The following is a 22159-nucleotide window of genomic DNA, read 5'->3' on the forward strand; positions in this document are numbered from 1 at the left end:
GAGGCGGCGGTGACGACGCTGACGCTGGCGGTGGACCGGATCAACGCCCGGGCGGCGACCGTGGACTGGAAGCGTGTCTGGCTGGTCGCGCTGATGGTCCTGCCGTTCGTGGTGTTCTACGCGGCCCGGCTGGTCGTGCGGGCGGCCGGCTGGGCCGCGGCCTGGGTGTGGGCTGCGGGCATGGAGGGCTGGGCCGCGGCCGGGCCGAAGCGTGAGGGCGCCGGCTGATGGGGCTGCTCGAGCGAATCCAGGACCGCCGCCGCGGCGTCCGACCGGAGCGGGCGTGGCCGGTCGGCAAGGGCGAGCTGATCGCACCTGACTACGCCTTCGGCCACGATGACAGCCAGTTCTCGCCGGACGACTACGGCGACTACGCGGCCACCAGCAACGACGTCTACAGCGTGGTCGCGCTGCGGGCCCGGATGATGTCGAAGTTGCGGCTGCGGTTCTTCTACGGCTCCGGCGCCGACAAGCGCGAGGACACCACCCACCGGGCCGTCGCCCAGTACCAGCGGGTGAACCCGTTCTGGACTGCCGAGCGGCTGACCCGCATGGACGAGTTCTGCATGGGCCTGTGGGGCGAGACCTACTGGGCGCTCGAACCGCCGTCGCGGCGCGGCCAGCCGGGCGAGATCTGGTGGCTGAAGCCGTCCCGGGTCCGGCCGGTGCCGCACGAGACCGGCTACATCCAGCAGTACGCCTACCATTCGGTGTCCGGCGAGATCATCAAGTTCGAGCCGCACGAGATCGTGTGGCAGCGCTACCCGAACCCGATCGACGAGTTCTCGCCGTTGTCGCCGCTCGCCGCGGCCCGGCTCGCCGCCGACACGAGCTCGGCGATGACGAAGAGCAACGAGGCGCTGTTCAAGCGGGGCATGCAGATCGCCGGCATCGTCGTCCCGCCGGCCGACAAGGTCACCTTCTCGACCGAGCAGGCCGAGGACCTGGAGCGGGCGCTCGAGCGGCGGCTGTCCGGCGCCGACAAGGCGCACCGGTGGGCGGTGCTGCGTTACGAGGCGCAGTTCAAGCAGATGGCGATCACCAACCGGGACGCCGAGTTCGTGCAGGGCATGAACCTGAGCTTCCGGCAGGTGTGCCGGGCGTACGGCATCCCGTCGCCGATGCTCAACGACCTCGAGAACGCCACCCTCGCCAACGCCCGCGACCTCGAACGGATGGCGTGGGACAACACGCTGATCTCCGATGCGGAATTCCGGGCGGCGGAGATCCGGGAGCAGTACCTGACCCGGTTCCCGGACGGCCCGGATCACTGCGAGTACGACTTCACGCAGGTCTCCGCGCTCCAGGAGAGCGCCACGGAGAGCTGGACGCGAGAGGCGCAAGCCCTAGACCGCGGCGCGATCACGATCAACGAGTGGCGCAAGGGCAAGGGCTACCCGCCGGTGGCGTGGGGCGACAAGCCCTGGCTGCCGGTCAACAAGGCGCCGTTCGACAAGGAGACCGGGCTGCTGCAGCTCCCCGAGAAGGAGGAGCCGGCCGTCGACCCGGTTGACCCGGCGAACCTGCCGGACGACGAGGTCAACCCGGCCAGCCCGGCGCCGCAGATCACCGGCGAGAAGGCCCTCGCCCTCGACCACCTGGCAGCGCGGAGGCTCCTCGCCGAGCTGCGACCGATCAACGGAGTGAGGCTCTGATGACGTTCCACCGCGCCCTCGGCTTCGTGGACCGGTCCGTGCTGACCGACGACTCGCCGCTGCGCGTCGTCATGGCCAGCGAGGGCCGGATGGCCGACAAGATCGACCTGCGGATGGCCGGCGCCGACCTGGGCCGGTTCCGCGGGAACCCGGTGCTCGGCTACGGACACTCGTACTGGGGCCGAACGAACCTACCGATCGGCCGGGTCGATCCCGGCTCGCTGACGATCGAGGGCACCCGGCTTTCCGGCGACCTCGAGTTCGACCAGGAGGACGAGTTCGCTCGCCTGGTCGAGCGGAAGATGCGCGGCGGCTTCATCAACGCCGTGAGCATCGGCTTCGACGTGACCCAGTGGGAGTCCGCGGAGGACAACTACTGGCGCGGCGGCGTGGCCACCAAGTGGGAGCTCACCGAGCTTTCCGTGGTGCCGGTGCCGATGGACGCGAACGCGCTGGTCACCTCCGGTCGTCAGATCGACGACGACGAGGTGGCCGATCTCCTGCGCCGCATTGAGGGCGCGCTTCGCTCGGGCCGCGGCCCAATGATCCTGTCGGATCCCGAGATCCGGCCCATCCCCGACGACCCGGCGCCGACGGCGCCGGAGATCAACCAGGACGCTGCGCGCTCGCTGCTCGCGGCCTTCGCACCCAAGGAGAACTGATGAGCGAGCAGCTCACCATGGAGCAGCTGGGCCAGGAGGTCCGGCAGCGCCTCGACGCGATCGGCACCGAGGTGTCCGAGCGCACCTCCGACACCAAGCTCACCGAGCTGGTGACCGGCATCGTCAACGGCCTGTCCGAGGACCCGGAGTTCGTGCGCAAGCTGCGCTTCGGCCAGGGCCCGGCCGAGACCCAGCTCGTCGGCACCAAGTACGCCCGCTGGGGCCTGTCCGTCGCCGACGTCGAGTTCCTCTACGACGTCCAGAGCTCGCTGCGCGGCATGCCGACCTCCCGCGGGATCCACCCGGGCCCGTCCGAGGAGCTCACCCGCACCTTCGAGGCGATCTCCGAGGCCCGGTACCTGCCGGCCGAGAAGGTCCGCGAGATGGACCAGCGGGCGCTCGACGACCTGTTCCCGCGGATCCCGCTGCGGGAGTTCACCGAGGCCGACCGCAAGCTCGCTCGGCAGGGCAAGTACGAGCTGACCGCCGCCTACCAGCAGGCCATCCGCGCGATGGACACCGCTGAGAGCGGCTTCGGTTCGCAGCTGGTCGGCGCCCAGTACGTCGGCGAGCTGTGGAACGCCCCGCGGGACCTCGGCAAGATCTTCCCGCTGATCGACAGCTTCGAGATGCAGCACCCGACGGCGTACCTGCCGGTCGAGGTCGACATCCCGGAGATGCTGTTCGTCACCGAGTCGACGCTGAACAACTCGCCGAACTACGCCACCAGCAAGACCGGCTCGCAGCGGGTCCAGGTCGACGCGAAGAAGTTCGTGATCCACCAGATGTGGTCCGGCGAGATGAGCGAAGACTCGATCATCCCGTACGTGCCGTTCCTGCGCCGCCAGGCCGCGCTGTCCGTCGCGCACTACGCCGACTCGCTGGTGCTCAACGGCGACACCACGAACGCCGCGACCGGCAACATCAACCTGGACGACGCCGACCCGGCGGACACCAAGCACTACCTGGCGTTCGACGGCATCCGGCACGCCGCCCTGGTCGACAACACCGCGAACGGCGTCAGCCTGGCCGGCGCGCCGACGTGGGACGCGCTGATCGGCCTGCGCGGCCGGATGATCGACTCGTCCCGGCTGGTCGACTGGGGCCACCCCACCGACCCGAACGACCTCGTCTTCGTCTCCGACCCGGCGACCGCCGACAAGATCGCGACGCTCGACGAGGTCCTCACCGTCGACAAGTACGGGTCGAACGCGACGATCCTCACCGGCGAGGTGTCGAAGATCGGCCGGCACCCGCACATCGCGTCGATCGCGCAGCCGACGACCGAGGCCGACGGCAAGGTGTCCAACACCGCAGCCAACAACACCCTCGGCCAGACCACCGCGTTCAACCGGCGCGGCTTCAAGGTCGGCTGGCGCCGGCGCGTCCAGGTCGAGACCGAGCGGCTGCCCGGTTCGGACCAGTGGCGCGTCGTCTACAGCCTGCGGCTCGGCTTCGGCCGGTTCACGCCGACCGGTGCCGCGGGCGGCATCGAGGCGGCCGCGGTGCTCTACAACCAGACGATCGCCTGACCTCATCCGCTCCTGACGGCGGCCGGCCTCGTGCTGGCCGCCGTCACCTGTGAAAGGACCTGCTGATGCCACGCGAGCGCATCGCTACCTGGCCGAGGGGCACGGCCAACCGGTTCTCCGTCAAGCCCAACGAAACCCTGACCGGCACCCGGGTCATCACCCTCGCCGAGATCAACCGCTTCCAGGGCTTCGCCTTCGATCCGGGTGGCGCAGCCCGGAACGTCGACCTGCCCGCGGCCGCCAACTGCGCCGGCGCCTACCTGATGATCTCGAACACGGCCGACGCCGCCGAGATCATCACTGTCCGGACCTCAGCCGGCGCCACGATCCTCACGCCCACCCAGGCGGAGGCGGCGCTGCTCTGGTGCGACGGCACCAGCTGGTACGGGCTGGTCGGGGCGCAGTCCTGATGGCCAAGTTCACCGTCAACCACGCCTACAAGGCCAGCCGCGATGGCCAACAGCTCGGCCCCTGGAAGCCCGGGGACGTCGTCGACCTGGAGCAGGCCGACGCGGACTGGGTGAACCGCGACTCGCCCGGCTGCATGTCTCCGACCTCTGCTGCGCCGGCTGAGGGGGCGGCGCGGCAGAGGTCGGCCAGCAAGGACCGCCAGCACCGCGGCGGAGCGAACCGAAGCAACTGAACAGAGGAGGGCTGTCGTGGCGCGCGACTGGAAGACGACCTATTCGGCCAGCGCCGCGGCAGCCCAGCACCAGGCGACGTTCACCAGTGCGGCGGTTGCCGGGCATGGCCTGGTCGCGATCGCCGCGGCGCCGGCCACCATTGCGGTTCCGGGCGACTGGGACGAGCACATCGACCCGCTCGGGACTGGCGAGCTCAGCATGGCCAGCAAGGTCGCCGCGGGCGGTGAGACGTCGATCCTGTGGGACCGGGACCCGGCCACCTCGACCGCGCCGCGCACGATGGCGGCCTGGGTCGAGTCGCGTGACGACGTGGGCGAGCTGGTCGGCACTCCGGCCGGCTACCAGCACGCGGTCGCGGTCGGCGGCGGCCTCGACTTCGGCGACATCGTGGTGCCGGAGGACGGCTGCCGGATCTACGTGGCAGTGTCGCAGGTCGACCCCGGCTCCGCCTGGACCCCGGTGTGGTCCGGTGCCACCGGCGAGGACGTTCTGACCGCGGCTGGCCACGGGTTCGAAGCCGTGCGCCTGGCGGTCGCGTCGCAGGCCGCGGCGACCGCAGGCAACTACCCGATCTCCGTGTCCGGGCTGCCGGAAGGCGCGGTGTGCCAGGCCGCCGTGCTGATCCTCGCGCCGGGCGAGGGTGGCGGTGAGCCGCCGCCGGCCGCGGAGACCGCGGTGGAGGCGGAGAACCGGCTGACGGGCACCGCGTCGAGCACGTGGGACGTGGACGGGGCCGGTTCGACGACGATCCAGGGCTTCGCGACCGACACGTCTTTCGCCCGGGGCGGGACGCTGTCGGTCAAGGTGCACTCGCCGTCGTCCAGCTGGACCGGCTCGATCTACCGCGTCGGCTACTACGGCGGAGCGGGTGCCCGCCTGATCGATACGATCTCTGGGCCGCAGACGACGCAGCCGGATGGCACGGTCGACGGCACGACGCTGATGGCGTCCTGCGCGAACTGGAGCGTGAACGGCACCTGGTCGGTGCCGAGCGACGCGCCCGCGGGCGTCTACATCATGAAGATCGCCCGCACCGACAATGCGGCTCTGGCGTCGCACATTGGGCCGTTCGTGGTGACCAACCCGAGCCGCAAGGCCGCCATCGCGATCAAGCTCAGCGACTCGACCTGGTACGCGTACAACCATGCCGGCACCGACCCGGACGACATCCTGGCCGGGCGCAGCATTTACGGCACCGGCACCGCGGCGAGCTTCGTCTTCGACCAGGGGACGCGCGCGAAGGCCGTGTCGTACGACCGGCCGCTCGTTACGCGGGAGCACCTGCCGCAGACGTCGTTCTGGAACGCCGAGTACCCGCTGATCAGGTGGCTCGAAAGGTTGGGCTACGACCTGGATTACCTGAGCTGCGCCATGGTCGACGCCGACCCGACGCTGCTCCTCGGTCGCGATGTCGTGATCTCCAGCGGGCACGACGAATACTGGTCGGCCGGCATGCACGACGCTTTCACCGGCGCCCGCGACCACGCCACCCAGTCCTCGCACGCGATCTACCTCAGCGGCAACGAGGCGTTCTGGCGCATCCGCTGGGACTCCAGCCGCAGGACCTATGCGTGCTGGAAAGACACCCACGACGGCGCGCTCAACTCGTCGGGCCTCTACTCGGGCACCTGGCAGGACACCCGGTCGATGAACTCCGACCGCCGGCCGCCCGCGCTACTCAATGGGCAGCGGTTCCGCTTGAACGGGATCTCCGCATACGCGCTCGGCGCGACGTCGGCGCACGCGAGCTCGCCGCTGTGGCGGTCCACCGCGGTGGCCGCGCTCACCGGCTCGCAGACCTGGAGCAGCCCGGTCGGCATTGTCGGCTTCGAGGCGGACGAGCCGGCCGACACCTCGGCGACCGAGCGGCCGGACGGGCTGATCCGGCTGTCGCAGGTCAGCTACGCGGTCACCGACATGCTGGCCGACGACAACGGCAACATCTACACGCTCGACGGCACCTACACGCACGCGATCACCGCCTACCGGAGCACGGTCACCGGCGCCGCGGTGTTCGGCTTCGGCACCGTCCAGTACGCCTGGGGCCTCGACGAGACCCACGACCGGCACCCCGGTGGCGTGCTCGTCAGCACGCCGCTTCAGCAGGCCCTGACCAACCTGCTCGCCGACTTGGGTTCGGTGCCACCGGCGTACCCGTTCCCGAGTGGCCTGGTGCTGCCGACCGCGGTCGCGTTGTCCACGTACGGCCTGCCCGACCCCGTCGATCCGGACCCGGAGGCGACGCCGGTGTACACCGACCTAGCGACGGTCAAGGCGATGCTCGGCAAGACCACCGCCGACGACCGCGACGACCTGATCGAGGCTGCGATCGCCGCGGCGTCACGGATGATCGACGAACGGTGCGGCCGAGCGTTCTACCTCGAGGCCACCGCGACCGCGCGCACGTTCCCTGCGCGAGACCGGTCCTGGCTCGACGGAGACGCCCAGTCCATCCGGGTCGACGACATCGGCGACGCCACCGGCCTGACCGTCGAGACGAAGGTCGGCTTCTCCGGCACCTGGTCGTCGGTCACCGGCTTCGAACCGGGCCCGGACAACGCCGACCTCCGCGGCCGGCCGTGGACCGAGGTCGTGTACGCGGCCGGCTGGCTCACGGACAACACCAAGGTGCGGATCACCGCCCGCTGGGGTTGGCCGACCGTGCCGGACGGTGTCGCCCAGGCCGCCGCGCTGCTCGCCGCCCGGCTCTACCGGCGCAAGGACTCCCCGCAGGGCGTCCTCGGGTCCGCCGACTGGGGCGTGATCCGGGTGTCCCGGTTCGATCCCGATGTTGAGGCGCTCGTCGCCCCGTACATCCTGATGACCGCATGAGGAGGCCCTGGTGGAACCCTCCGTGGTAAAGAAGGCGCTCGCGGCCGCCGTACGCGCGAAAAGCATTCCGCAGCTGGAGTGCTACTCGTACTCGCCGCACGCGCCGACCGTCCCGGCGTTCACCATCGGCGAGGTCTCCATCAACCCGCACGAGACGTTCCGCGGGATGGAGACCTACGACGTCACCTGCTCGGTGCTCACCTCGACGGCCGACGACGAGGCCGGGCAGGAGCTGCTCGACAAGCTCCTCGCGAAGTCCGGCACGTACTCGGTTCGTGAGGCGCTGCTCGACGCCCGCGGCGCGCCGGGTGAGCTCGCCCTCGACGGGGCGGCCGACGACCTGTCGATCGAGCGGATCGACGGCTACCGAATGCTTGCGTACGCCGGCCAGGACTCGACCTACTACGGCGCCGACATCACTGTGCGCGTGATCGGAGACTGACGTGGCCAAGTTCGTGCTGCAGAACGTGCGCTTGTTCGTGGCCGGCGCCGACCTCACCACGGTGAACAACCAGCTCGAGGTGAAGCCGGAGGTCGAGGGCAAGGAGTCGACCGCTTTCGTGCCGACCGGCGACGTGTGGACCGAGCTGCTGGCTGGGCTGCGCAGCGTCGAGGCTGACGGCGAGGGCCAGTGGGAAGCCGGTGACCTCGGCAAGGTCGACGACGTCAGCTTCGGCCAGCTCGGCTCGTCGACGCCCTGGACGGCGTGTCCGGCCGGCGCGGCGGTCGGCAGCCTGGCGTACCTGTTCAATTCGCTGGGCGGCAGCTACGAGCTGGGCGGCGAGGTCGGCGAGGTCGCCCCCTGGAAAGCTTCCGGCAAGGGCAACAGCCCGCTGGTCCGCGGGGTGATCGGGCACCCGCCGGGCACCGCCCGAACCGCGTCGGGCACCGGAACCTCGATCCAGCTCGGCGCCGTCCCGGCGGACAAGGCGCTCTACGTCGGCCTGCACGTCCACTCGGTGGCCGGCACCACGCCGAGCCTCACCGCCCGGGTCGAGTCCGACAACGCGACCGGCTTCCCCAGCGCGGTCACGGCCGGCTCGTTTGCTGCGGCGAACGCGATCGGTGGGCAGTGGCTGCGGATCCCGGGGCCGATCACCGACGACTGGTTCCGGGTCGCCTGGACCATCTCGGGCACGACGCCGTCGTTCCTGTTCACCGTCTCCATGGGCATCGCCTAACCCCTCAGGGCCCCGCCCGTCCCCAACCCATCCCCACCGAGCCCGTCGTCCCCGCGGCGGGCTCTTTGGCGTGCCCCAAGGAGAACCGCCATGGCCAAGAGCGTGCTGCTCGCCAGCTTCATCTCGATCAACTCCGTCGACCTGTCCGCCTTCGCGTCCAAGATCGAGCTGAAGGCCGAGGTCGAGGACCAGGACGTCACCACCTTCGCCAGCGGCGGCTGGAACGAGCGGCTCGCCGGCCTCAAGTCGTTCGAGCTCGGCGTGACCTGGAAGCAGGACGTCGCCGCCTCCCAGCTGGACTCGCAGCTGTGGGCGCTGTTCGCCACGATCACCACGTTCGAGGTGCGGCTGAGCAACGCCGTGGTTGGTACTGGTAACCCGAAGTACACCGGCAGCGTGCTGATCAAGGAGCACGCGCCGATCGCGGGTTCGGTCGGCGACGTCGCCGAGATGGACGTGTCCTACCCCGGCTCCGGCGCACTCACCCGCGCGACAGCATGATCGGCCTCCTGGTCACCGAGAACCAGCAGCTGCGGCTCATTGCGAAGGCGCTCGGCGAGCAGGAGAACGGCAAGGAGCTCCGCCGCGAGCTCGCCAAGGAAATCCGGCTCGCGCTCGCGCCCGCCGCGAAGGAAGCCCGGGCCGGGATCAAGGCGATGCCGTCGGCCGGCACGTTGCCGTCCGACGGCCCGCCGCTGCGGGCCACGATCGCCCGCCGCGTGCGCGCCCAGGCGAAGCTGTCCGGCCGGTACGTCGGCGCCCGGGTGCGGGTCGGCAAGAAGAACATGCCGCGCGACTTCGCGATGGCCGCCCGGCGCACGAACCGGCGCAAGGGCTGGCGTCACCCGGTGCACGGCAACACCAACAACTGGGTGACCCAGACGGGCAATCCCGGCTGGTTCGACGACCCGATGCGCCGCGGGAAGCCTCGCTATCGGCGCGCTGTCCTCGAGGCGATGGATCGCATCGCCCGGAAGATCACAAGAAAGGTCTGACCCCCCTCATGCTGGTCACGTTCAAGCCCGAAGGCTCGGAACCGCAGTCCTGGGAGTGGATCCCCGGACGCGTCAAGATCTCGGAAGCCGCGCTGGTCGAAAAGGTCTACGGCAAGACCTGGGAGCAGTTCGCCCAGGAGGTGCAGCAGGGCAGCGCCCGGGCCCGGCAGGTGCTGCTCTGGCACCTGCAGCGCCGCGACCACCCGACGCTGCGCCTGGAAGACGCGCCGGACTTCTGCGCCGACGAGCTGACGATCGAGTACAGCATCGACGAGCTGCGCGGCATCCGCGACAGCGTGGCCAAGTCGGGCATGCCGCAGGCCGACCGGGAGATGGCCCTCGCGTCGCTCGACGGCGAGATCGCCGCGGCGGAGTTCCGCACGGTGATCGAGCCCGAGGGAAAAGCGACATCGAGCAGCGACTGAGGTCCCGGGCAGCGCTGCTCGCCCACCACTTCGGGATCCGCCCCTGGGAACACGGCCACCTCGACTACGAGATGGCCCTGGAACTGTGCGCCCAGGCCGACGAACTCAACAAGCCAGCCGACAACTGAACACCGCGGGAGGTGGCCATGAGCGACACCTCTGTGGTCTTTAACGTCCTCGCGAGGGACCGGGCGTCACGGGTCTTCGGGAAGATCCGCAAGGCGGCCCTGGACGGGTCGTCCGGCATCGTCGCCGCGCTCGGCCCGGCGCTGCTCCCGACCGTCGCCGCGGCGACCGCGGGGATCGTCGGCTTCGGTGCGGCGGTGACGAGTGCCGGCGCAGCCGTAGGCGTCTACGGCGCCGTGTTCGGCTCGGCGTTCGGCGAGGTCAAGGAGGCCAGCGACAAGACGGCCGACCTCACCGACAAGATCACCCTGCTCAACGAGCAGATCAAGGTCGCCAAGGAGCAGGGCGACGAAAGTATGGCCGGTCGGCTGGAGCTGTCCCGGGCCAAGGCGGTCAATGAGCTGACCGCCCGCTACAACCTGATGCCGCCCGCGCTGCGCCGGGTCACGCAGTCCTACGACGGCATGAAGATGTCGTGGCAGGACTTCGTCAACAAGAACAAGCCGCAGGTCTACGCCACGATGACCAGCGGTTTCAACAGCCTGACCACGATCATCCCGAAGCTGCAGCCGCTGTTCGATCTGGGCTCGGCGGCCGCGGCCCGGTTCGTCGGCTGGCTCGGCCAGGCCGCGAACGGCGGCGGCATCGACCGGTTCATCAACTTCCTCGTCAGCCAGGGTGGTCCGGCGCTCGACAAGTTCGCGGCGATCGGCCGGAACGTGTTCACCACGATCGGCGCAGCCGCTCGTGCGACGGTGCCGGCCGGGCAGGGGATGCTCGACTGGCTGGTGAAGATCACCGACAAGGCCGCGACCTGGTCGCAGGGTGGCGGCTTCGAGCGGTTCATGGGCTACGTGTCCACCCAGGGCCCAGGCGTGGTGTCGACGCTCGGATCGCTGGCGACGTCGATCGGGCACATCGCCCAGGCGGTCACGCCGCTGGCACCGGTGTCGCTGGCGGTGGCGAAGGCGCTGGGCGCGATCATCGCGGCGATCCCGCCGCCGGTGCTCACCGCGCTGGTCGCCACGTGGATCGCCTACTCGGTGGCGCTGAAGGGCTACCGGGCGGTCGTCACCGCGGTGGGCATCGCGACGAAGGGTGCTGCGGCGGCGCAGGCGGTGTGGAACGCGGCGCAGCTCGCCGCGAACTTCACCCGGGCCACGGCGCAGATCGCAGCGTTCGTCGCGAAGCAGGCGGCACTCAAGGTGGCCACGCTGGCGTCCGCCGCGGCCCAGGGTGTCTGGAACGCGGCGATCATCGCCGCCAACTTCGCCCGGGCCAGCGCCCAGATCGCCGCCTTCTATGCCAAGCAGCTGCTGATCTCGGCCGCGACGAAGGCGTGGGCGGCGGTCCAGTGGGTGCTGAACCTGGCCATGTGGGCGTCGCCGATTACGTGGATCGTGGTCGGGATCATCGCGTTGATCGCGATCATCGTGCTGATCGCCACCAAAACGGACTGGTTCTCCAAGATCTGGAACGCGGCCTGGGGCTGGATCAAGCGGGTGGCTGGTGCGGCGTGGGACTGGATCAAGGCGAAGACGAGCGCGTTCTGGGGCTGGATCAAGTCGGTGCCGGGCTGGATCCGGGACCGGTGGAACAGCATCTGGGGCTCGATCAAGACGAACGCCGGTAACGCCTGGAACTGGATCAAGACGAAGGTCGCCCAGTTCTACACGTGGATCACCGGGCTGCCTGGCAAGGTCAGCAACAAGCTGAGCAGCATGTTCAACGGGCTGTGGACCGGCTTCAAGTCGGTGGCCAACCGGATCATCGCGGGCTGGAACCGGCTGCAGTTCACCATCGGCGGCGGGTCTTTTGCCGGCGTCTCGATTCCGAGCGTCACCCTGGGGACGCCGAACATTCCGTACCTGGCCAAGGGCGGCAACATCCAGCGGTCCGGCACGGCAGTCGTCGGCGAGCGCGGCCCCGAGCTGGTGTCGCTGTCCCGCGGCGCTCAGGTCACCCCACTGACCGGTGCTCGTGGCGCCGCCAAGATGGCCCTGGAGATCGACCTGCGCGGCGCCGACCAGGAGTTCGCCCGGATGTTCCTCAAGCTGTTGCGCAACTCCAGCTCGATGCAGTCGACCATGCGGCAGCACCTCGGCATTAAGGCGGTGTGACGTGGCATTTCCGGTCACGCCGCTGCCGCTGCGTGCGCTGATCGCGCCCGGGGCTGACCCGGCCGACCCGTCGTCGTGGTCGTTCGTCGACATCACCGACGACGTGCGGGTCGCCGACGGCGTGACGATCCAGGTTGGCCGGCAGGACGAGGGCTCTCAGACCGACACGACCAAGGTGTCGGCAACGATCGACAACCGGGACGGGCACTACTCCCGGGTCAACCCGCTCGGCGCCTACTTCGGGAGGCTCGGCCGGGGTACGCCGCTCGAGGCCCGGGTCACCCGGATCACCGACACCTTCTCCCGGGTGACCGGCTCGGGCTGGGGTACGGAGCCGTCCTCCGGGCTGATCTGGTCGCACACCAACATCGCGAAGTGGTCGACCTCAGGAAGCGGTGGCAGCTACACCGCTGCCTCTCCGGGCAGCGGGGACCTGGCGATCCTCACCGAGGCGGCCGGCCACGACGTCGAGATCACGTACACCGCGAGCGTGCCCGCGGTGATGACCGGGTCGGCGTGGGCGCACGGTGCGGTGATCCGGTACGCCGACACCAGCAACTACTACAAGGTGCACACCGAGTTCCGTCTCGGCGGCGGCATCGGCGTGAAGGTCGCGCGCATGCTCGCCGGGGCCAATTCCGACCTGGGCGAGAACACCAGCACCGGGGTCACCTACACGTCCGGCACGCGGATCCGGAGCCGGGTCCGCGCGGTTGGCAAGACGATCCAGGTCCGGGTGTGGCTGGAGTCCGGAACGGAGCCGGACGTCTGGCACCTCCAGGTCGACGACGACCAGGTGACCGGCACCGGCACCGGCATCTTCGAATGGCGCGTGCCCGGCAACACCAACCCGGGCAGCCTCACCGTCACGGTCGACGACTTCCGGATGGACGTCATCCGGGCGACCACCCCGGTGCCCGAGTGGCCGGTCCGCTGGGACCAGACCGGAACCAACGTCGTCGCCCCGCTCGTCGGCGCCGGCACCATCCGGCGGCTGTCCCAGGGACAGGCCGCCCTGCGGTCGTCGCAGTACCGGCAGATCACCAGCTACACCCGGCGCCGCGGGCACTGGACGCTGGAGGACGGCTCCGAAGCGGGACGGCTCGCCAACACCTATCCCGGCGGCCAGATGGGCACGTTCTCCGGTACGACGCTCGGCGACAGCGGCGGTCCGGGCGGTGCGGCATCGGTGGCGAAGAGCCCGGCCGGCAGCTTCATGGGCGGGGTCTTCGTCCTCCCGGATTTCCTGGACAACGGCTTCCAGTTCGCCTGGAGCTGCAAACTCACGGCTGCGCCGACCGGCACGTTCGCCGAGATGATCAGGTTCGCGACCACCGGCGGGCATCTCTTCTCGTTCCAGGTGTCCGACACCCGCTTCAAAATCGTGATCACCGACGGCCCGATCACCCTGCTCGACTCGCAGTTCCTTCGCGGCGCGAACGATCCGCAGCAGTGGATGTCGTACCGGGTCAAGGTGACCGAGTCCGGCGGCACCGTCACGGTCGAACCCGCATGGTTCAGCGCGGGTTCCAGCACGGTCACCGGCGTCACCGACTCGTACGTCTACTCCCTCGGCCGGTTGCAGAGCTGGCGGCAGACCACGAACGCCATGACCACCGACGCGTTGTGGAGCCACGTTTTCGGCGTCACCACCGGCACCGACAACCTCCACAGCTACCGGGCGACCCGGGCGTTTGACGGGTACGCCGGCGAGACCGCAGGCGACCGGCTGGAGCGGCTCGCGGCCGAGGAGGGCGTGCTGCTGGCGGTCACCGGCGACGTGGACGACACCATGCTGATGGGTCCGCAGAGGCCGGGCACCCTGCTCGAGCTGATGCGCGAGTGCGAGGAAGCCGACCAGGGCGTGCTCTACGAGCGCGGCGCCGGGCTGGCCTACCTGACCCGGGCCACGCTGTACAACCAGAACCCGGTGATGGAGCTCGACTTCGACGACGGGCACATCGCCGCGCCGCCGGAGCCGGTCGACGACGACCAAAGGTTGCGGAACCGGGTCACAGCGACGCGGGTCGGCGGCTCGGAAGAGACCGTCGAGGACGAGGACTCGATCGCCGAGGTAGGCATCTACTCCGACGAGCTGACCGTCAACCTCGAGGCGGACAGCCAGCTGAAGGACTACGCGGCCTGGCGGCTGCACCTCGGCACCCAGGACGGGCTGCGGTGGCCACGCATCGAGCTGAACCTGGCCCGCAACCCGAGCCTGATCGCCGCCTGGTGTCGGGTGCGGATCGGCAGCCGGATCACGATCGAGCACCCGCCCGACGCGGTCGGCACCGACGCCCTGGACTTGATCGTCGAGGGCTGGACCGAGACCATGTCGATCTACTCCTGGGATGTGGTGCTGGTCTGCTCACCAGCCAAGCCGTGGCTCGTCGGTGTCTACGACGATACGGACGCCCGGTACGACTCCGCGTCGACGACGTTGGTGTCCACGGTCGCGGCGGGCGTGACGTCGCTGCCGATCACGTCGGTGTACGCGGCCGATGCCTGGTCGGTCAGCGACGGCCCGTTCAACTGGCTGATCGCCGGTGAGGAGATGACCGTCACCGCGGTCACCGCGCCGGCCGGATCCGGTCCCTACACCCAGACCGCCACGGTGACCCGGGCCGTCAACGGGATCTCAAAAGCTCTGCCGGCTGGGTCCGAGGTTGTTCTCGCCTACCCGGCCCGGTACGCACTCTGAGGAGGTCGCATGCCCCAGGCAGGCCAGAGGATCCGCGCCTCCGACGTCACCCGGGCCCGGCCGACGACCTACTACGACCAGGCGTCCGGCACCCTGCCGGCATCCTCGTCGGCGGTCGACATCCCCGGCATCAGCATCTCGTTCACCACCGAGGTGGCCAACGCCGATGTGACGCTGTGGTGGACGATCCAGGCCGACCCGACCGCCGCGTCGACCAGCGCGCTGATCTCGGCGCGGCCGCGGATCACGGCGCCGGGCGGCGGCACTACTGATTCGCCGGTGTACGCCACGTACGGGCCGTCCGGTGTCGCCGCTGAGCAGGCCACGGTGAGCCAGTCCTGGGCGACGCAGCTCGGGGTGCCGGGGACGTACACGATCGTCGTCAAGGGCTCTACCGCGGCGAACCAGGCGATCAACCTGTACTCCACTCTGACGGTCCAGGTCACCGAGAAGTTCTCGTAAGGAGGCCCCCTCATGCCCGCATTGGTGCCGTCCCTGGTGCGTCTGCGCACCGACTTCAACACCCTGTTTCCCGGCCGTGGCCGAGGCTCGGACGGCTGGATCGGCGACCCGGCCCACCAGGCTCGCGACAGCGACCACAACCCGGACGAGCGCGGCCTGGTCCACGCGATCGACGTCGACGCGGACCTCGGGCCAGGCGTCGACATGCGCGACTTCGTCGAGTTCGTCGTGGCGCGCTGCCGGTCCGGCAAGGAGAAGCGCCTCACGTACGTGATCCACAACCGGATCATCTGGTCGGCCAGCTACGGCTGGGTCGGCCGGCGCTACACCGGCGACAACCCGCACACCGCGCACGCGCACTTCTCGGCCAGCAGCAACCCGGCCCGAGAGAACAACACGAGCAGCTGGCACCTTGAGGAGGTTCCCGTGGCACTCACCCCTGCCGACAAGGACTGGATCGCCGGGCAGATCCTGGCGCAGACCAAGGTCGCCGTCACTGGCTTGCTAGACGAGATCGGCAAGGCGGCCGGTCGGGGCACCCACAACCAGAAGCTGGGCCGCACCGAGACGACGATCGGCCAGGCGATCCAGGAGACTAACTTCAAGGTCGACCAGCTGGCCGACGCCGATCCGGCGTGACGACGGTCGACCCGAGCGACGTCACCACCGGCGAGCTGTCCCGCGGTCTGTCCCGCGTGGAGCGTGAGATGCGCGAGGGATTCTCTGCGATCCGCAAGGAAATCTCCGGTCTCAGCTTCGTGCCGGCCGCGGTGTACGCGGCCGACATGCTGGCGTACCGGGACAAGATCCAGCGCCTAGAGGGCGACCTGGACGAGGAACGGCAGGAGCGGCGCGAGGATCAGAAGATCGCGCAGCAGCGGTCGTGGCAGGCGTCGTGGTCGATCCGGTTGGCGATCATCTCGATGCCGCTGTCGCTGGCGGTTTCGGTCGCTGCTGGTCTGCTGATCGCGGCGCTGAAGTGACGCGCTATCCCTTCATGGTCCGTGGGGATTAGGGCTTACGTCGTCCAGAGCCGCGAGGCCCGCCACTGCCGCTGCCGGTCGGCCACCTCGAGGTCGGCGCCGCACTGCCGGTAGAGCTCGGCCATCGGCTCCAGGTGCGCCCACATCTCAGGTGCCGTCTCCATCCGGCCGAGCAGGTTTCCGAGGGCGATGCCGTAGACGACCGGGTCGCGGGTGATCGCGTGCAGCTCGGCGACCGTCTGCTCGTCGACGGGCCAGCCCTGGCCTTGAATGAGCCACTCGGCGTGCCCGCTGACCTTCGCCACTCCCATGCGCTGCCGGGTGTCCAGCTGGGCGCCGTACGGCACGTGCACCATCCCATCACCCCCTTGAGGAGAATCATCATGCTCGCTCGTATCCGCAAGGCTGTCATCGCCGGTGTCGGCGCCGGCGCGGCGGCAGTGGTCGCCGCTCTGGTCCAGTCCGCGACCGAGGGCAACGTCAACCGGGACGAGGTGTCGCGCGCCATCGGTCTCGGCGTCGCCGCGGCTGTCAGCGTCGGCTGGGCCGCGTGGCGCGTCCCGAACGCCCCGGCGGTGAGCCGGTGAAGGTCACCGTCGAGTGGCTGGACGGCGAGGTCCGCATCTACGACGACATCGACAAGTCCGAGGCGGGTACTGACCAAGTGCTGCGGCTCTACGGACGACGCAAGATCGGCGGCCCGGCCGAGCTGATTACGGCGATTCCGCACGCTGGCGTGCGCGAGTGGAAGCTGGCCGACCGGTGAGCGCTTGGACGTGGGCGTGGATCGGCTGGGGGCTGTACTTCGCGATCGTCGAGGGCATGGCCCTTTTCAACTCGAAGCCCGGCGACACCCTCTCCGAGCACGCCTGGGCCTGGCTCGGGTACGCGGTCACCGGCCAGCAGGACCTGCGCCGGCCGACAGGCTGGACGCGGCTACGCCGGTTCATGCTGCTGGCCGGGCTTGCCTGGCTGGTCGTGCACCTGCTCACCGGCGGCATCTTCTAACGCGGGCTGGCCCTGGGTTCTCACGGCCCCAGGCGGCCAGCTTTGCCAGCCCGCCTCAGACCACCGTAGTCCCCAACTTCAGGACGTGGCCCGGGCCTCGGCGGCCGCGATCCGGGCCACGTCGTCGATGCTCAGCCGCACGCAAGGCTCCTCGCCCGGCACCTCCTGGTCCAGGTCGATCAGGCCGCTGCTGCTGGTGACAGCGCAGAACTCACCGGCATACTGCCGGTCCAACGCCTCACGCAGCCGCCCGGCGATCCGTGCCTGCAGGTCATCCATTACTCGACCGTAGCCGTACCCTGAGAACTTAGTGCCGCCCCTGTGGATAGCCCTGCCCGGCTGCCCACAGGGGCGGCCCCTTTTGCGTCTACGCGGACTCCTCGAGGAACGCGTCGACCGCCGCGTTACCTGTGAACTTCCGCAGCTTGCGGCGCAGCAACCCGACCCGGTCATCAGCCCGCACCGACCCGGCCTGCCGCGACAGCCGATACGACTTCGCCGCCGCGGCCGCCGCCCGCTCCGGCTCGTTCGCCTGCACCAAGCTCTCCGCCATCCAAGACTGATACAGGGCGGTCTCCCGGCCAGTGTCAGCGCCGTACCCGACGATCGCCCGCTCCAGGATCGGCACCGCCCGCAACGGCCGCTTCAGCTGCGTCCACACCCGGCCCGCCATCACCTCGACCTCTTCCGGGCTGAGCCAGTACACCCATTCCGGGTCTTCCTCCCATGGCTTCTGGCCGGCGTAGTCGGCCTCCACGACACCCAACGCCCGCTCGGCCGCCTGCGCGTCACCCGCCCTCGCGGCCGCCCATGCGACCCGCTCACCGAGCAGCGCCCGAGTCTTCGACGTCGCCGTGTGCTTCGCACCTGCGTACGCCGACCGGGCCAGCGTCACCGCGGTGGTCGAGTCACCAACGTTCGACATCTGGTAGGCCAGACTGCTCAGGTTGTTCGCGGCGCCGACCGGATCACCGCCGGCATGCGCCGCGCTCACGCCGAGCAGGTAGATCCGTTCCGCCTCGGCGTACCGTCCGGCGTCTGAGGTTGTCCACCCGGCCAGCTGGCACAGCTCCCCGACCGCGACGAGCAGCCGCTTGCCGACTTCCTCGGTGTAGGAGCGGGTCTGCAGCAGGTCGATGGTGGCGGCGAGTTCGGCGGTCACCATCGCGTAGGTGTCGGAGCCGCCGACGTGGTCGTCCAGGAGGCGGAGCTGGCGTACCCGCCGCTCGACCTTGCGGACCATGCCCAAGCCGATGCGCCGGCCGGACCGGGATTCGGTGACCTGCGGTGGTTCGGCGATCAGCCACTCGTGGGCGATGTTGACCGCGTTCTCCGGGGTGGGCTTCTCGGCGACCAGCTCGGCGCTGAGCCGCTCGGAGTCGGCCGGCCGCCAGATACCTCCGTCGCACACCCACGGGCCGCGCAGCATCGCGGCGAGCTCGCCGCCGGTGTCGAGGACCTCGTCGAGTTTGCGGACGATCGCGAGGTCGGGCACGCCGCGGCGGCCGTTCTCGATGCGGCTCAGATGACCGGGATCGGTCAGTGCGGCTTGGGCGAGCCCGCGCAGGGACATGCCGCGTGCTGTCCGTAGGCGCCGTAGCGCGTCGCCGAAGGTCTCCACAGGCTGCCCCCTGGGTTGTCCTGCATCCAGTGTTGCCACTGTTGCCAACCTTGCGCGACCCCGTCTGGCAACGCGGATGAACTTCCAACCCCGCCGGGTGATCGGAAGGCTGCTTGTAGCGACGGCGGGTGCAGCGGAGCCGTGAGAAGCACGTGGTGCTCGCCGTCGCCCGACCCCCGGTGATCCGGCTCGTGGCGGAGGCGATGAGCGATGGCGACGGCGTACGCGATAGAGCACCACCCTCGACGGCGGCTACTACGGCCGTGGGTACAGCAGTGTGCTTACGACCGTGAGTCCTGGCCATGCACCGCCGAGAAGGCGCTCCGGGCGCGACGTGACGGGCTCCGCATTGAGTCACCCGGCCGCGTCGACCCGTGCGATGTCGCGGACGCGTTGCCCGCTCACGCTCCGGGCCGGGCCCGGGGGTCCGGACGATGACAGCCAAGGACTATCCGCCGGCACCCGTCGTGCACGACGCGCACCGGTGCGACGACGCCCCAGCAGGCATCAGGGTCTCGGCAAATGCGGCCCGGGAGGCGGCACCGAACGCCCGCGCGCACCGCTGCTTTAGCCGAGTGACGGTCGTGTGGCGCCACGACGTGGTGATCGAGCCAGTGGAGTACGAGCCGCACGCCTACGAGGCGTCGACGATCCTGTCTTGCGAGGACGGCATCCAGGCGACCCGCCCGCTGTGCCGCATCTGCCGAGGCACCCACGGCGAGCAGCCGCCGGCCGAGCCCGTCCCGGGCCGGCTTTTCATCCCAGGGCACAGCTGATGACCGGGATCGACGTGACGTTGACCGACGGAACTTCGGTAGGTCGCGTCCAGCCAGTGGTCATCGACGGCACGACGCGCTGGCGGAGCTGGCGGCCGGAAGATCTGAAGCCACCGAACTCCGGCCCGATCGGCATGCACCAGGACCAGGCGCAGGCGGAGGCCTACCTCCGGCAGCTCGCCTCCATGGCCACCCCAAAACCAACAACCGAAGGAGCAACACATGCTCACACCCGAGGCAGGCGTCCTGGAAGGCGCGGTCTGGCGTAAGTCGAGCCGCAGCGGTTCGGCTGGCCACTGCGTCGAGGTCGCCATGGTGGCCGACGGCCACTACGTCGGTGTCCGCAACAGTCGGCAGCCGGACGGGGCTGCGCTGGTGTTCACCCGCAAGGAGTGGGAGGCGTTCGCCGGCGGGGTGAAGGACGGCGAGTTCGAGCTGCCCGAGTAGCGGCAGCCGGGTGAGACGGCGGCGACCGGGGGGAGGGTCCCCGGTCGCCGCCCTATTCGCCTTCGGGCTCCTCAGCCAGGTCCGGACGGTACTTAGCGATCCACGCCTCGATGTCCTTGGTCAGCCACATCCGTCCGGCCGCCGGCTCGTCGAAGGTTGCAGGCCAGGTCGGCAGCGCGAGGTAGTACTTCAGCCGCGTTTCACGGATGCGTAGCCGCAGCATGATCTCGGCGGCTCCCATGAGGCGGCCTGTTCGCGGCATGACCTCGACGCTATGGAGTTCGGTACGGACGCCTCCGGCACTGCCGTTGGCGTCACTGGTCGCGCGACAGGATGCCCGATCCACTGAGGGTCGATCAAGGTCTGATCTGGAATCCGTCCAAACAGATGAGCGGCCATCGATTGTTTGCAAGTGAAAGGAAACGAAGGTTCCAGCGGCGCACCGTTACGGCGATGTTGCGTAACGCGATCATGAGGCCTAATTGGATCTCCTCCCCGGGAGCCACCCGGGGAACGAAGGACCGGGGGAAACCATGATCCAAGCCATCATCTTCATCCCGCCCAACCTCGTGCTCGACGGCGCCTACTCCAACCAGTGCACCGCCTACATCGCCCGCCGCGGCTACGAACTCGTCGCCGTCTACCGCAAGTGGGAGGACGTCGAGCAGGTACTCAAGAACGGCCGCGCCCAGGTCGTCATCTTCGCCGACCTGTCGCACATCATCGCCCCCGTCCCGCTCGAGGTCGCGCCCTCGGCGGAGGCAACGCAGCGGATCAAGCGCTGCACCCCAGGCCGGGCCAAAGTTCGGGCCCGGAACACCGGCCGCGCCGACTCCAATTCGGCGCGGCCGGTGGACCCTAACCGGGCAATCATCTTCATCCCGGAAGGCAAGGCGGACCCGCATGGGGCCCGGTGCGTGCAGTACTGCGAGGACCGCGGCCTCGACCTCGCCGGCATCGTGCACGGGGACTTCGCAGCCGCGATCAAAATGCTCGCCGACCGCGACGCCGGAACCCTAATCGTCGCCGATGAAGAGCACCTTAACTGCGGCACCGCGTACCCGCGGATCGAGATCGCAAACCAGCACGACGCGGCCGGAAACCGCCGCAGCCGGATCATCAAACGCCGGGAAACCGGGGGAGCGTAGCGCGCGCCGCTCGCTGCTGCTCGTCGGTCGCATCCGTGTAGATCTGCGTCGAGGTCAGCGAGCGGTGCCCCAGCACCCTCTGCGTCACCCGAATGTCCCTGTACTCGCGCTGGACGGTGGCGCCCAGCCAGTGGCGCAGCCGGTGCAGCGTCGCTCCGGGCATCTTCAGCGTCCGGCGGAAGTAGAGCGCCGCCTCTGCCGACACCTCGAACGGCGTGCACCGCTCGCCAGTCCGCGGGTGAATCGCGATCGGCCCGGGCGGCAGGTCCTTCACTGCCGCCCACACGGCCACGTCGGTGTCGTGAGCCCGCGGATAGCCCCCCTTGCCTTTGACGATGAACAGCTGCTGTTCGGTGATGTGCTCCCGATCGAGGCGGCTGATCTCGATACACCGCAGCCCGTTGTATGCGGCCAGCAGCGCCCAGACGCGGAACGGCGCGGCCGACTCGGTGAGGATCCGTCGCGCCTGGTCGTCGGTGACCGCCCGGGACCGGCCCGGCGGGAACTTCACCGGCTCCAGCTTCGCGGCCGGGTTACCGTCGATCCACGGGTCGTCCGGGTCGGTGGCCCACAGGTAGAAGCTCTTGATCGCGCAGTAGTAGCCGGCCTTGGTGTTCTGCGACCAGCTGTCGCGGTAGAGCCAGTCGGACAACTCTTCCTTCGTGGTCCGGCCGATGCCGTGCGGCAGGTCCCGGTTGAGCCGGCCGAGGATCTCGGTGCGCCCGCGGATCGTCTCTGCGCTGCGGTTCAGCCGGCGCAGGTGCTCCAGGTACTGCTCGATGATCTCCATGGCCTGAGCGTCGTCGGTGACGTGAAGTCTGTTCATCGGCTACCGGTCCCG

At 69.5% G+C, this 22159-nt stretch carries 28 protein-coding genes; 23 read left to right on the top strand and 5 right to left on the bottom strand.

Going from position 1 to position 22159, the window contains the following annotated elements; all coding sequences use genetic code 11:
- Nucleotides 1–9: 9 nt before the first annotated feature.
- The 17 genes from OHA21_RS43790 to OHA21_RS43870 all read left to right on the top strand — a co-directional run bounded on the left by OHA21_RS43790 (nucleotide 10) and on the right by OHA21_RS43870 (nucleotide 16318).
- The gene (locus OHA21_RS43790; protein ID WP_328465518.1) at nucleotides 10–228 is read left to right on the top strand and encodes a hypothetical protein; all 219 of its coding nucleotides are present in this window, start codon (nucleotides 10–12) and stop codon (nucleotides 226–228) included.
- Entirely contained in the window at nucleotides 228–1655 is a 1428-nt protein-coding gene (locus tag OHA21_RS43795) for a phage portal protein (protein ID WP_328465520.1), read from the top strand. The genes OHA21_RS43790 and OHA21_RS43795 overlap by 1 nt, the downstream gene beginning before the upstream one ends.
- Nucleotides 1655–2317, top strand: coding sequence for an HK97 family phage prohead protease (locus tag OHA21_RS43800; RefSeq protein ID WP_328465522.1), 663 nt, complete (start codon nucleotides 1655–1657; stop codon nucleotides 2315–2317). Before OHA21_RS43795 ends, OHA21_RS43800 begins: the two co-directional genes overlap by 1 nt.
- Nucleotides 2317–3849: a hypothetical protein gene (locus OHA21_RS43805; RefSeq protein WP_328465524.1), complete on the top strand. Its 1533-nt coding sequence runs from the start codon at nucleotides 2317–2319 to the stop codon at nucleotides 3847–3849. Before OHA21_RS43800 ends, OHA21_RS43805 begins: the two co-directional genes overlap by 1 nt.
- Nucleotides 3850–3914: 65 nt before the next feature.
- Nucleotides 3915–4259 carry a hypothetical protein gene (locus tag OHA21_RS43810; RefSeq protein ID WP_328465526.1) on the top strand — a complete coding sequence of 115 codons (345 nt, stop codon included), beginning with the start codon at nucleotides 3915–3917 and terminating at the stop codon, nucleotides 4257–4259.
- Nucleotides 4259–4492 (top strand): hypothetical protein, encoded by a 234-nt coding sequence (locus tag OHA21_RS43815; RefSeq protein ID WP_328465528.1) that lies wholly within the window; start codon nucleotides 4259–4261, stop codon nucleotides 4490–4492. The genes OHA21_RS43810 and OHA21_RS43815 overlap by 1 nt, the downstream gene beginning before the upstream one ends.
- Before the next feature lie 16 nt (nucleotides 4493–4508).
- Complete coding sequence (locus OHA21_RS43820; RefSeq protein ID WP_328465530.1) at nucleotides 4509–7325, top strand: head-tail connector protein; 2817 nt, start codon at nucleotides 4509–4511, stop codon at nucleotides 7323–7325.
- Between the two features lie 10 nt (nucleotides 7326–7335).
- Entirely contained in the window at nucleotides 7336–7767 is a 432-nt protein-coding gene (locus OHA21_RS43825; RefSeq protein WP_328465532.1) for a hypothetical protein, read from the top strand.
- 1 nt (nucleotide 7768) lies between these two features.
- Complete coding sequence (locus OHA21_RS43830) at nucleotides 7769–8506, top strand: hypothetical protein (protein WP_328465534.1); 738 nt, start codon at nucleotides 7769–7771, stop codon at nucleotides 8504–8506.
- A gap of 90 nt (nucleotides 8507–8596) precedes the next feature.
- On the top strand, nucleotides 8597–9007 hold the full coding sequence (locus OHA21_RS43835) for a phage tail tube protein (RefSeq protein ID WP_328465536.1): 411 nt from the start codon (nucleotides 8597–8599) through the stop codon (nucleotides 9005–9007).
- Nucleotides 9004–9501: a hypothetical protein gene (locus tag OHA21_RS43840; protein ID WP_328465539.1), complete on the top strand. Its 498-nt coding sequence runs from the start codon at nucleotides 9004–9006 to the stop codon at nucleotides 9499–9501. The genes OHA21_RS43835 and OHA21_RS43840 overlap by 4 nt, the downstream gene beginning before the upstream one ends.
- 8 nt (nucleotides 9502–9509) lie before the next feature.
- Nucleotides 9510–9926: a hypothetical protein gene (locus OHA21_RS43845; protein WP_328465541.1), complete on the top strand. Its 417-nt coding sequence runs from the start codon at nucleotides 9510–9512 to the stop codon at nucleotides 9924–9926.
- Nucleotides 9927–10072: 146 nt separating this feature from the next.
- Nucleotides 10073–12172, top strand: coding sequence for a hypothetical protein (locus OHA21_RS43850; RefSeq protein WP_328465542.1), 2100 nt, complete (start codon nucleotides 10073–10075; stop codon nucleotides 12170–12172).
- Between the two features lies 1 nt (nucleotide 12173).
- Nucleotides 12174–14873: a hypothetical protein gene (locus OHA21_RS43855; RefSeq protein WP_328465544.1), complete on the top strand. Its 2700-nt coding sequence runs from the start codon at nucleotides 12174–12176 to the stop codon at nucleotides 14871–14873.
- A 9-nt stretch (nucleotides 14874–14882) separates the two neighbouring features.
- Nucleotides 14883–15335 carry a hypothetical protein gene (locus OHA21_RS43860; RefSeq protein WP_328465546.1) on the top strand — a complete coding sequence of 151 codons (453 nt, stop codon included), beginning with the start codon at nucleotides 14883–14885 and terminating at the stop codon, nucleotides 15333–15335.
- A 12-nt stretch (nucleotides 15336–15347) separates the two neighbouring features.
- Nucleotides 15348–15974 (top strand): hypothetical protein, encoded by a 627-nt coding sequence (locus OHA21_RS43865; protein WP_328465548.1) that lies wholly within the window; start codon nucleotides 15348–15350, stop codon nucleotides 15972–15974.
- Complete coding sequence (locus tag OHA21_RS43870; RefSeq protein WP_328465550.1) at nucleotides 15971–16318, top strand: hypothetical protein; 348 nt, start codon at nucleotides 15971–15973, stop codon at nucleotides 16316–16318. Before OHA21_RS43865 ends, OHA21_RS43870 begins: the two co-directional genes overlap by 4 nt.
- Nucleotides 16319–16353: 35 nt before the next feature.
- Here the strand turns inward: OHA21_RS43870 and OHA21_RS43875 are convergent, their stop codons facing one another.
- On the bottom strand, nucleotides 16354–16674 hold the full coding sequence (locus OHA21_RS43875; RefSeq protein WP_328465552.1) for a hypothetical protein: 321 nt from the start codon (nucleotides 16672–16674) through the stop codon (nucleotides 16354–16356).
- A 27-nt stretch (nucleotides 16675–16701) separates the two neighbouring features.
- Between OHA21_RS43875 and OHA21_RS43880 the strand changes: the two genes are divergently transcribed.
- Genes OHA21_RS43880 through OHA21_RS43890 form a run of 3 tightly spaced genes read left to right on the top strand, consistent with a single transcriptional unit; the run spans nucleotide 16702 to nucleotide 17326 of the window.
- Entirely contained in the window at nucleotides 16702–16905 is a 204-nt protein-coding gene (locus OHA21_RS43880) for a hypothetical protein (RefSeq protein ID WP_328465554.1), read from the top strand.
- Nucleotides 16902–17084, top strand: a complete 183-nt coding sequence (locus OHA21_RS43885) for a hypothetical protein (protein ID WP_328465556.1) — start codon at nucleotides 16902–16904, stop codon at nucleotides 17082–17084. The genes OHA21_RS43880 and OHA21_RS43885 overlap by 4 nt, the downstream gene beginning before the upstream one ends.
- Entirely contained in the window at nucleotides 17081–17326 is a 246-nt protein-coding gene (locus tag OHA21_RS43890; protein ID WP_328465558.1) for a hypothetical protein, read from the top strand. The genes OHA21_RS43885 and OHA21_RS43890 overlap by 4 nt, the downstream gene beginning before the upstream one ends.
- A 78-nt stretch (nucleotides 17327–17404) precedes the next feature.
- On the opposite strand, the gene OHA21_RS43895 is transcribed toward OHA21_RS43890, so the two are convergent.
- On the bottom strand, nucleotides 17405–17605 hold the full coding sequence (locus tag OHA21_RS43895) for a hypothetical protein (protein WP_328465560.1): 201 nt from the start codon (nucleotides 17603–17605) through the stop codon (nucleotides 17405–17407).
- Nucleotides 17606–17693: 88 nt separating this feature from the next.
- On the bottom strand, nucleotides 17694–18947 hold the full coding sequence (locus OHA21_RS43900) for a helix-turn-helix domain-containing protein (protein WP_328465562.1): 1254 nt from the start codon (nucleotides 18945–18947) through the stop codon (nucleotides 17694–17696).
- A gap of 434 nt (nucleotides 18948–19381) precedes the next feature.
- Between OHA21_RS43900 and OHA21_RS43905 the strand changes: the two genes are divergently transcribed.
- Nucleotides 19382–19723 carry a hypothetical protein gene (locus tag OHA21_RS43905; RefSeq protein WP_328465564.1) on the top strand — a complete coding sequence of 114 codons (342 nt, stop codon included), beginning with the start codon at nucleotides 19382–19384 and terminating at the stop codon, nucleotides 19721–19723.
- 222 nt (nucleotides 19724–19945) lie between these two features.
- Nucleotides 19946–20170 carry a DUF397 domain-containing protein gene (locus OHA21_RS43910; protein ID WP_328465566.1) on the top strand — a complete coding sequence of 75 codons (225 nt, stop codon included), beginning with the start codon at nucleotides 19946–19948 and terminating at the stop codon, nucleotides 20168–20170.
- Nucleotides 20171–20222: 52 nt separating this feature from the next.
- Here the strand turns inward: OHA21_RS43910 and OHA21_RS43915 are convergent, their stop codons facing one another.
- Nucleotides 20223–20432 carry a DNA-binding protein gene (locus OHA21_RS43915; RefSeq protein WP_328465568.1) on the bottom strand — a complete coding sequence of 70 codons (210 nt, stop codon included), beginning with the start codon at nucleotides 20430–20432 and terminating at the stop codon, nucleotides 20223–20225.
- A 271-nt stretch (nucleotides 20433–20703) separates the two neighbouring features.
- Between OHA21_RS43915 and OHA21_RS43920 the strand changes: the two genes are divergently transcribed.
- On the top strand, nucleotides 20704–21318 hold the full coding sequence (locus OHA21_RS43920) for a hypothetical protein (RefSeq protein ID WP_328465570.1): 615 nt from the start codon (nucleotides 20704–20706) through the stop codon (nucleotides 21316–21318).
- Here OHA21_RS43920 and OHA21_RS43925 read toward each other — a convergent pair.
- Nucleotides 21290–22144: a tyrosine-type recombinase/integrase gene (locus OHA21_RS43925; protein WP_328465572.1), complete on the bottom strand. Its 855-nt coding sequence runs from the start codon at nucleotides 22142–22144 to the stop codon at nucleotides 21290–21292. The genes OHA21_RS43920 and OHA21_RS43925 overlap by 29 nt on opposite strands.
- Between the last annotated feature and the right edge of the window lie 15 nt (nucleotides 22145–22159).

The sequence above is a fragment of the Actinoplanes sp. NBC_00393 genome (genome assembly GCF_036053395.1).
In the GTDB taxonomy this organism is placed as follows: domain Bacteria; phylum Actinomycetota; class Actinomycetes; order Mycobacteriales; family Micromonosporaceae; genus Actinoplanes.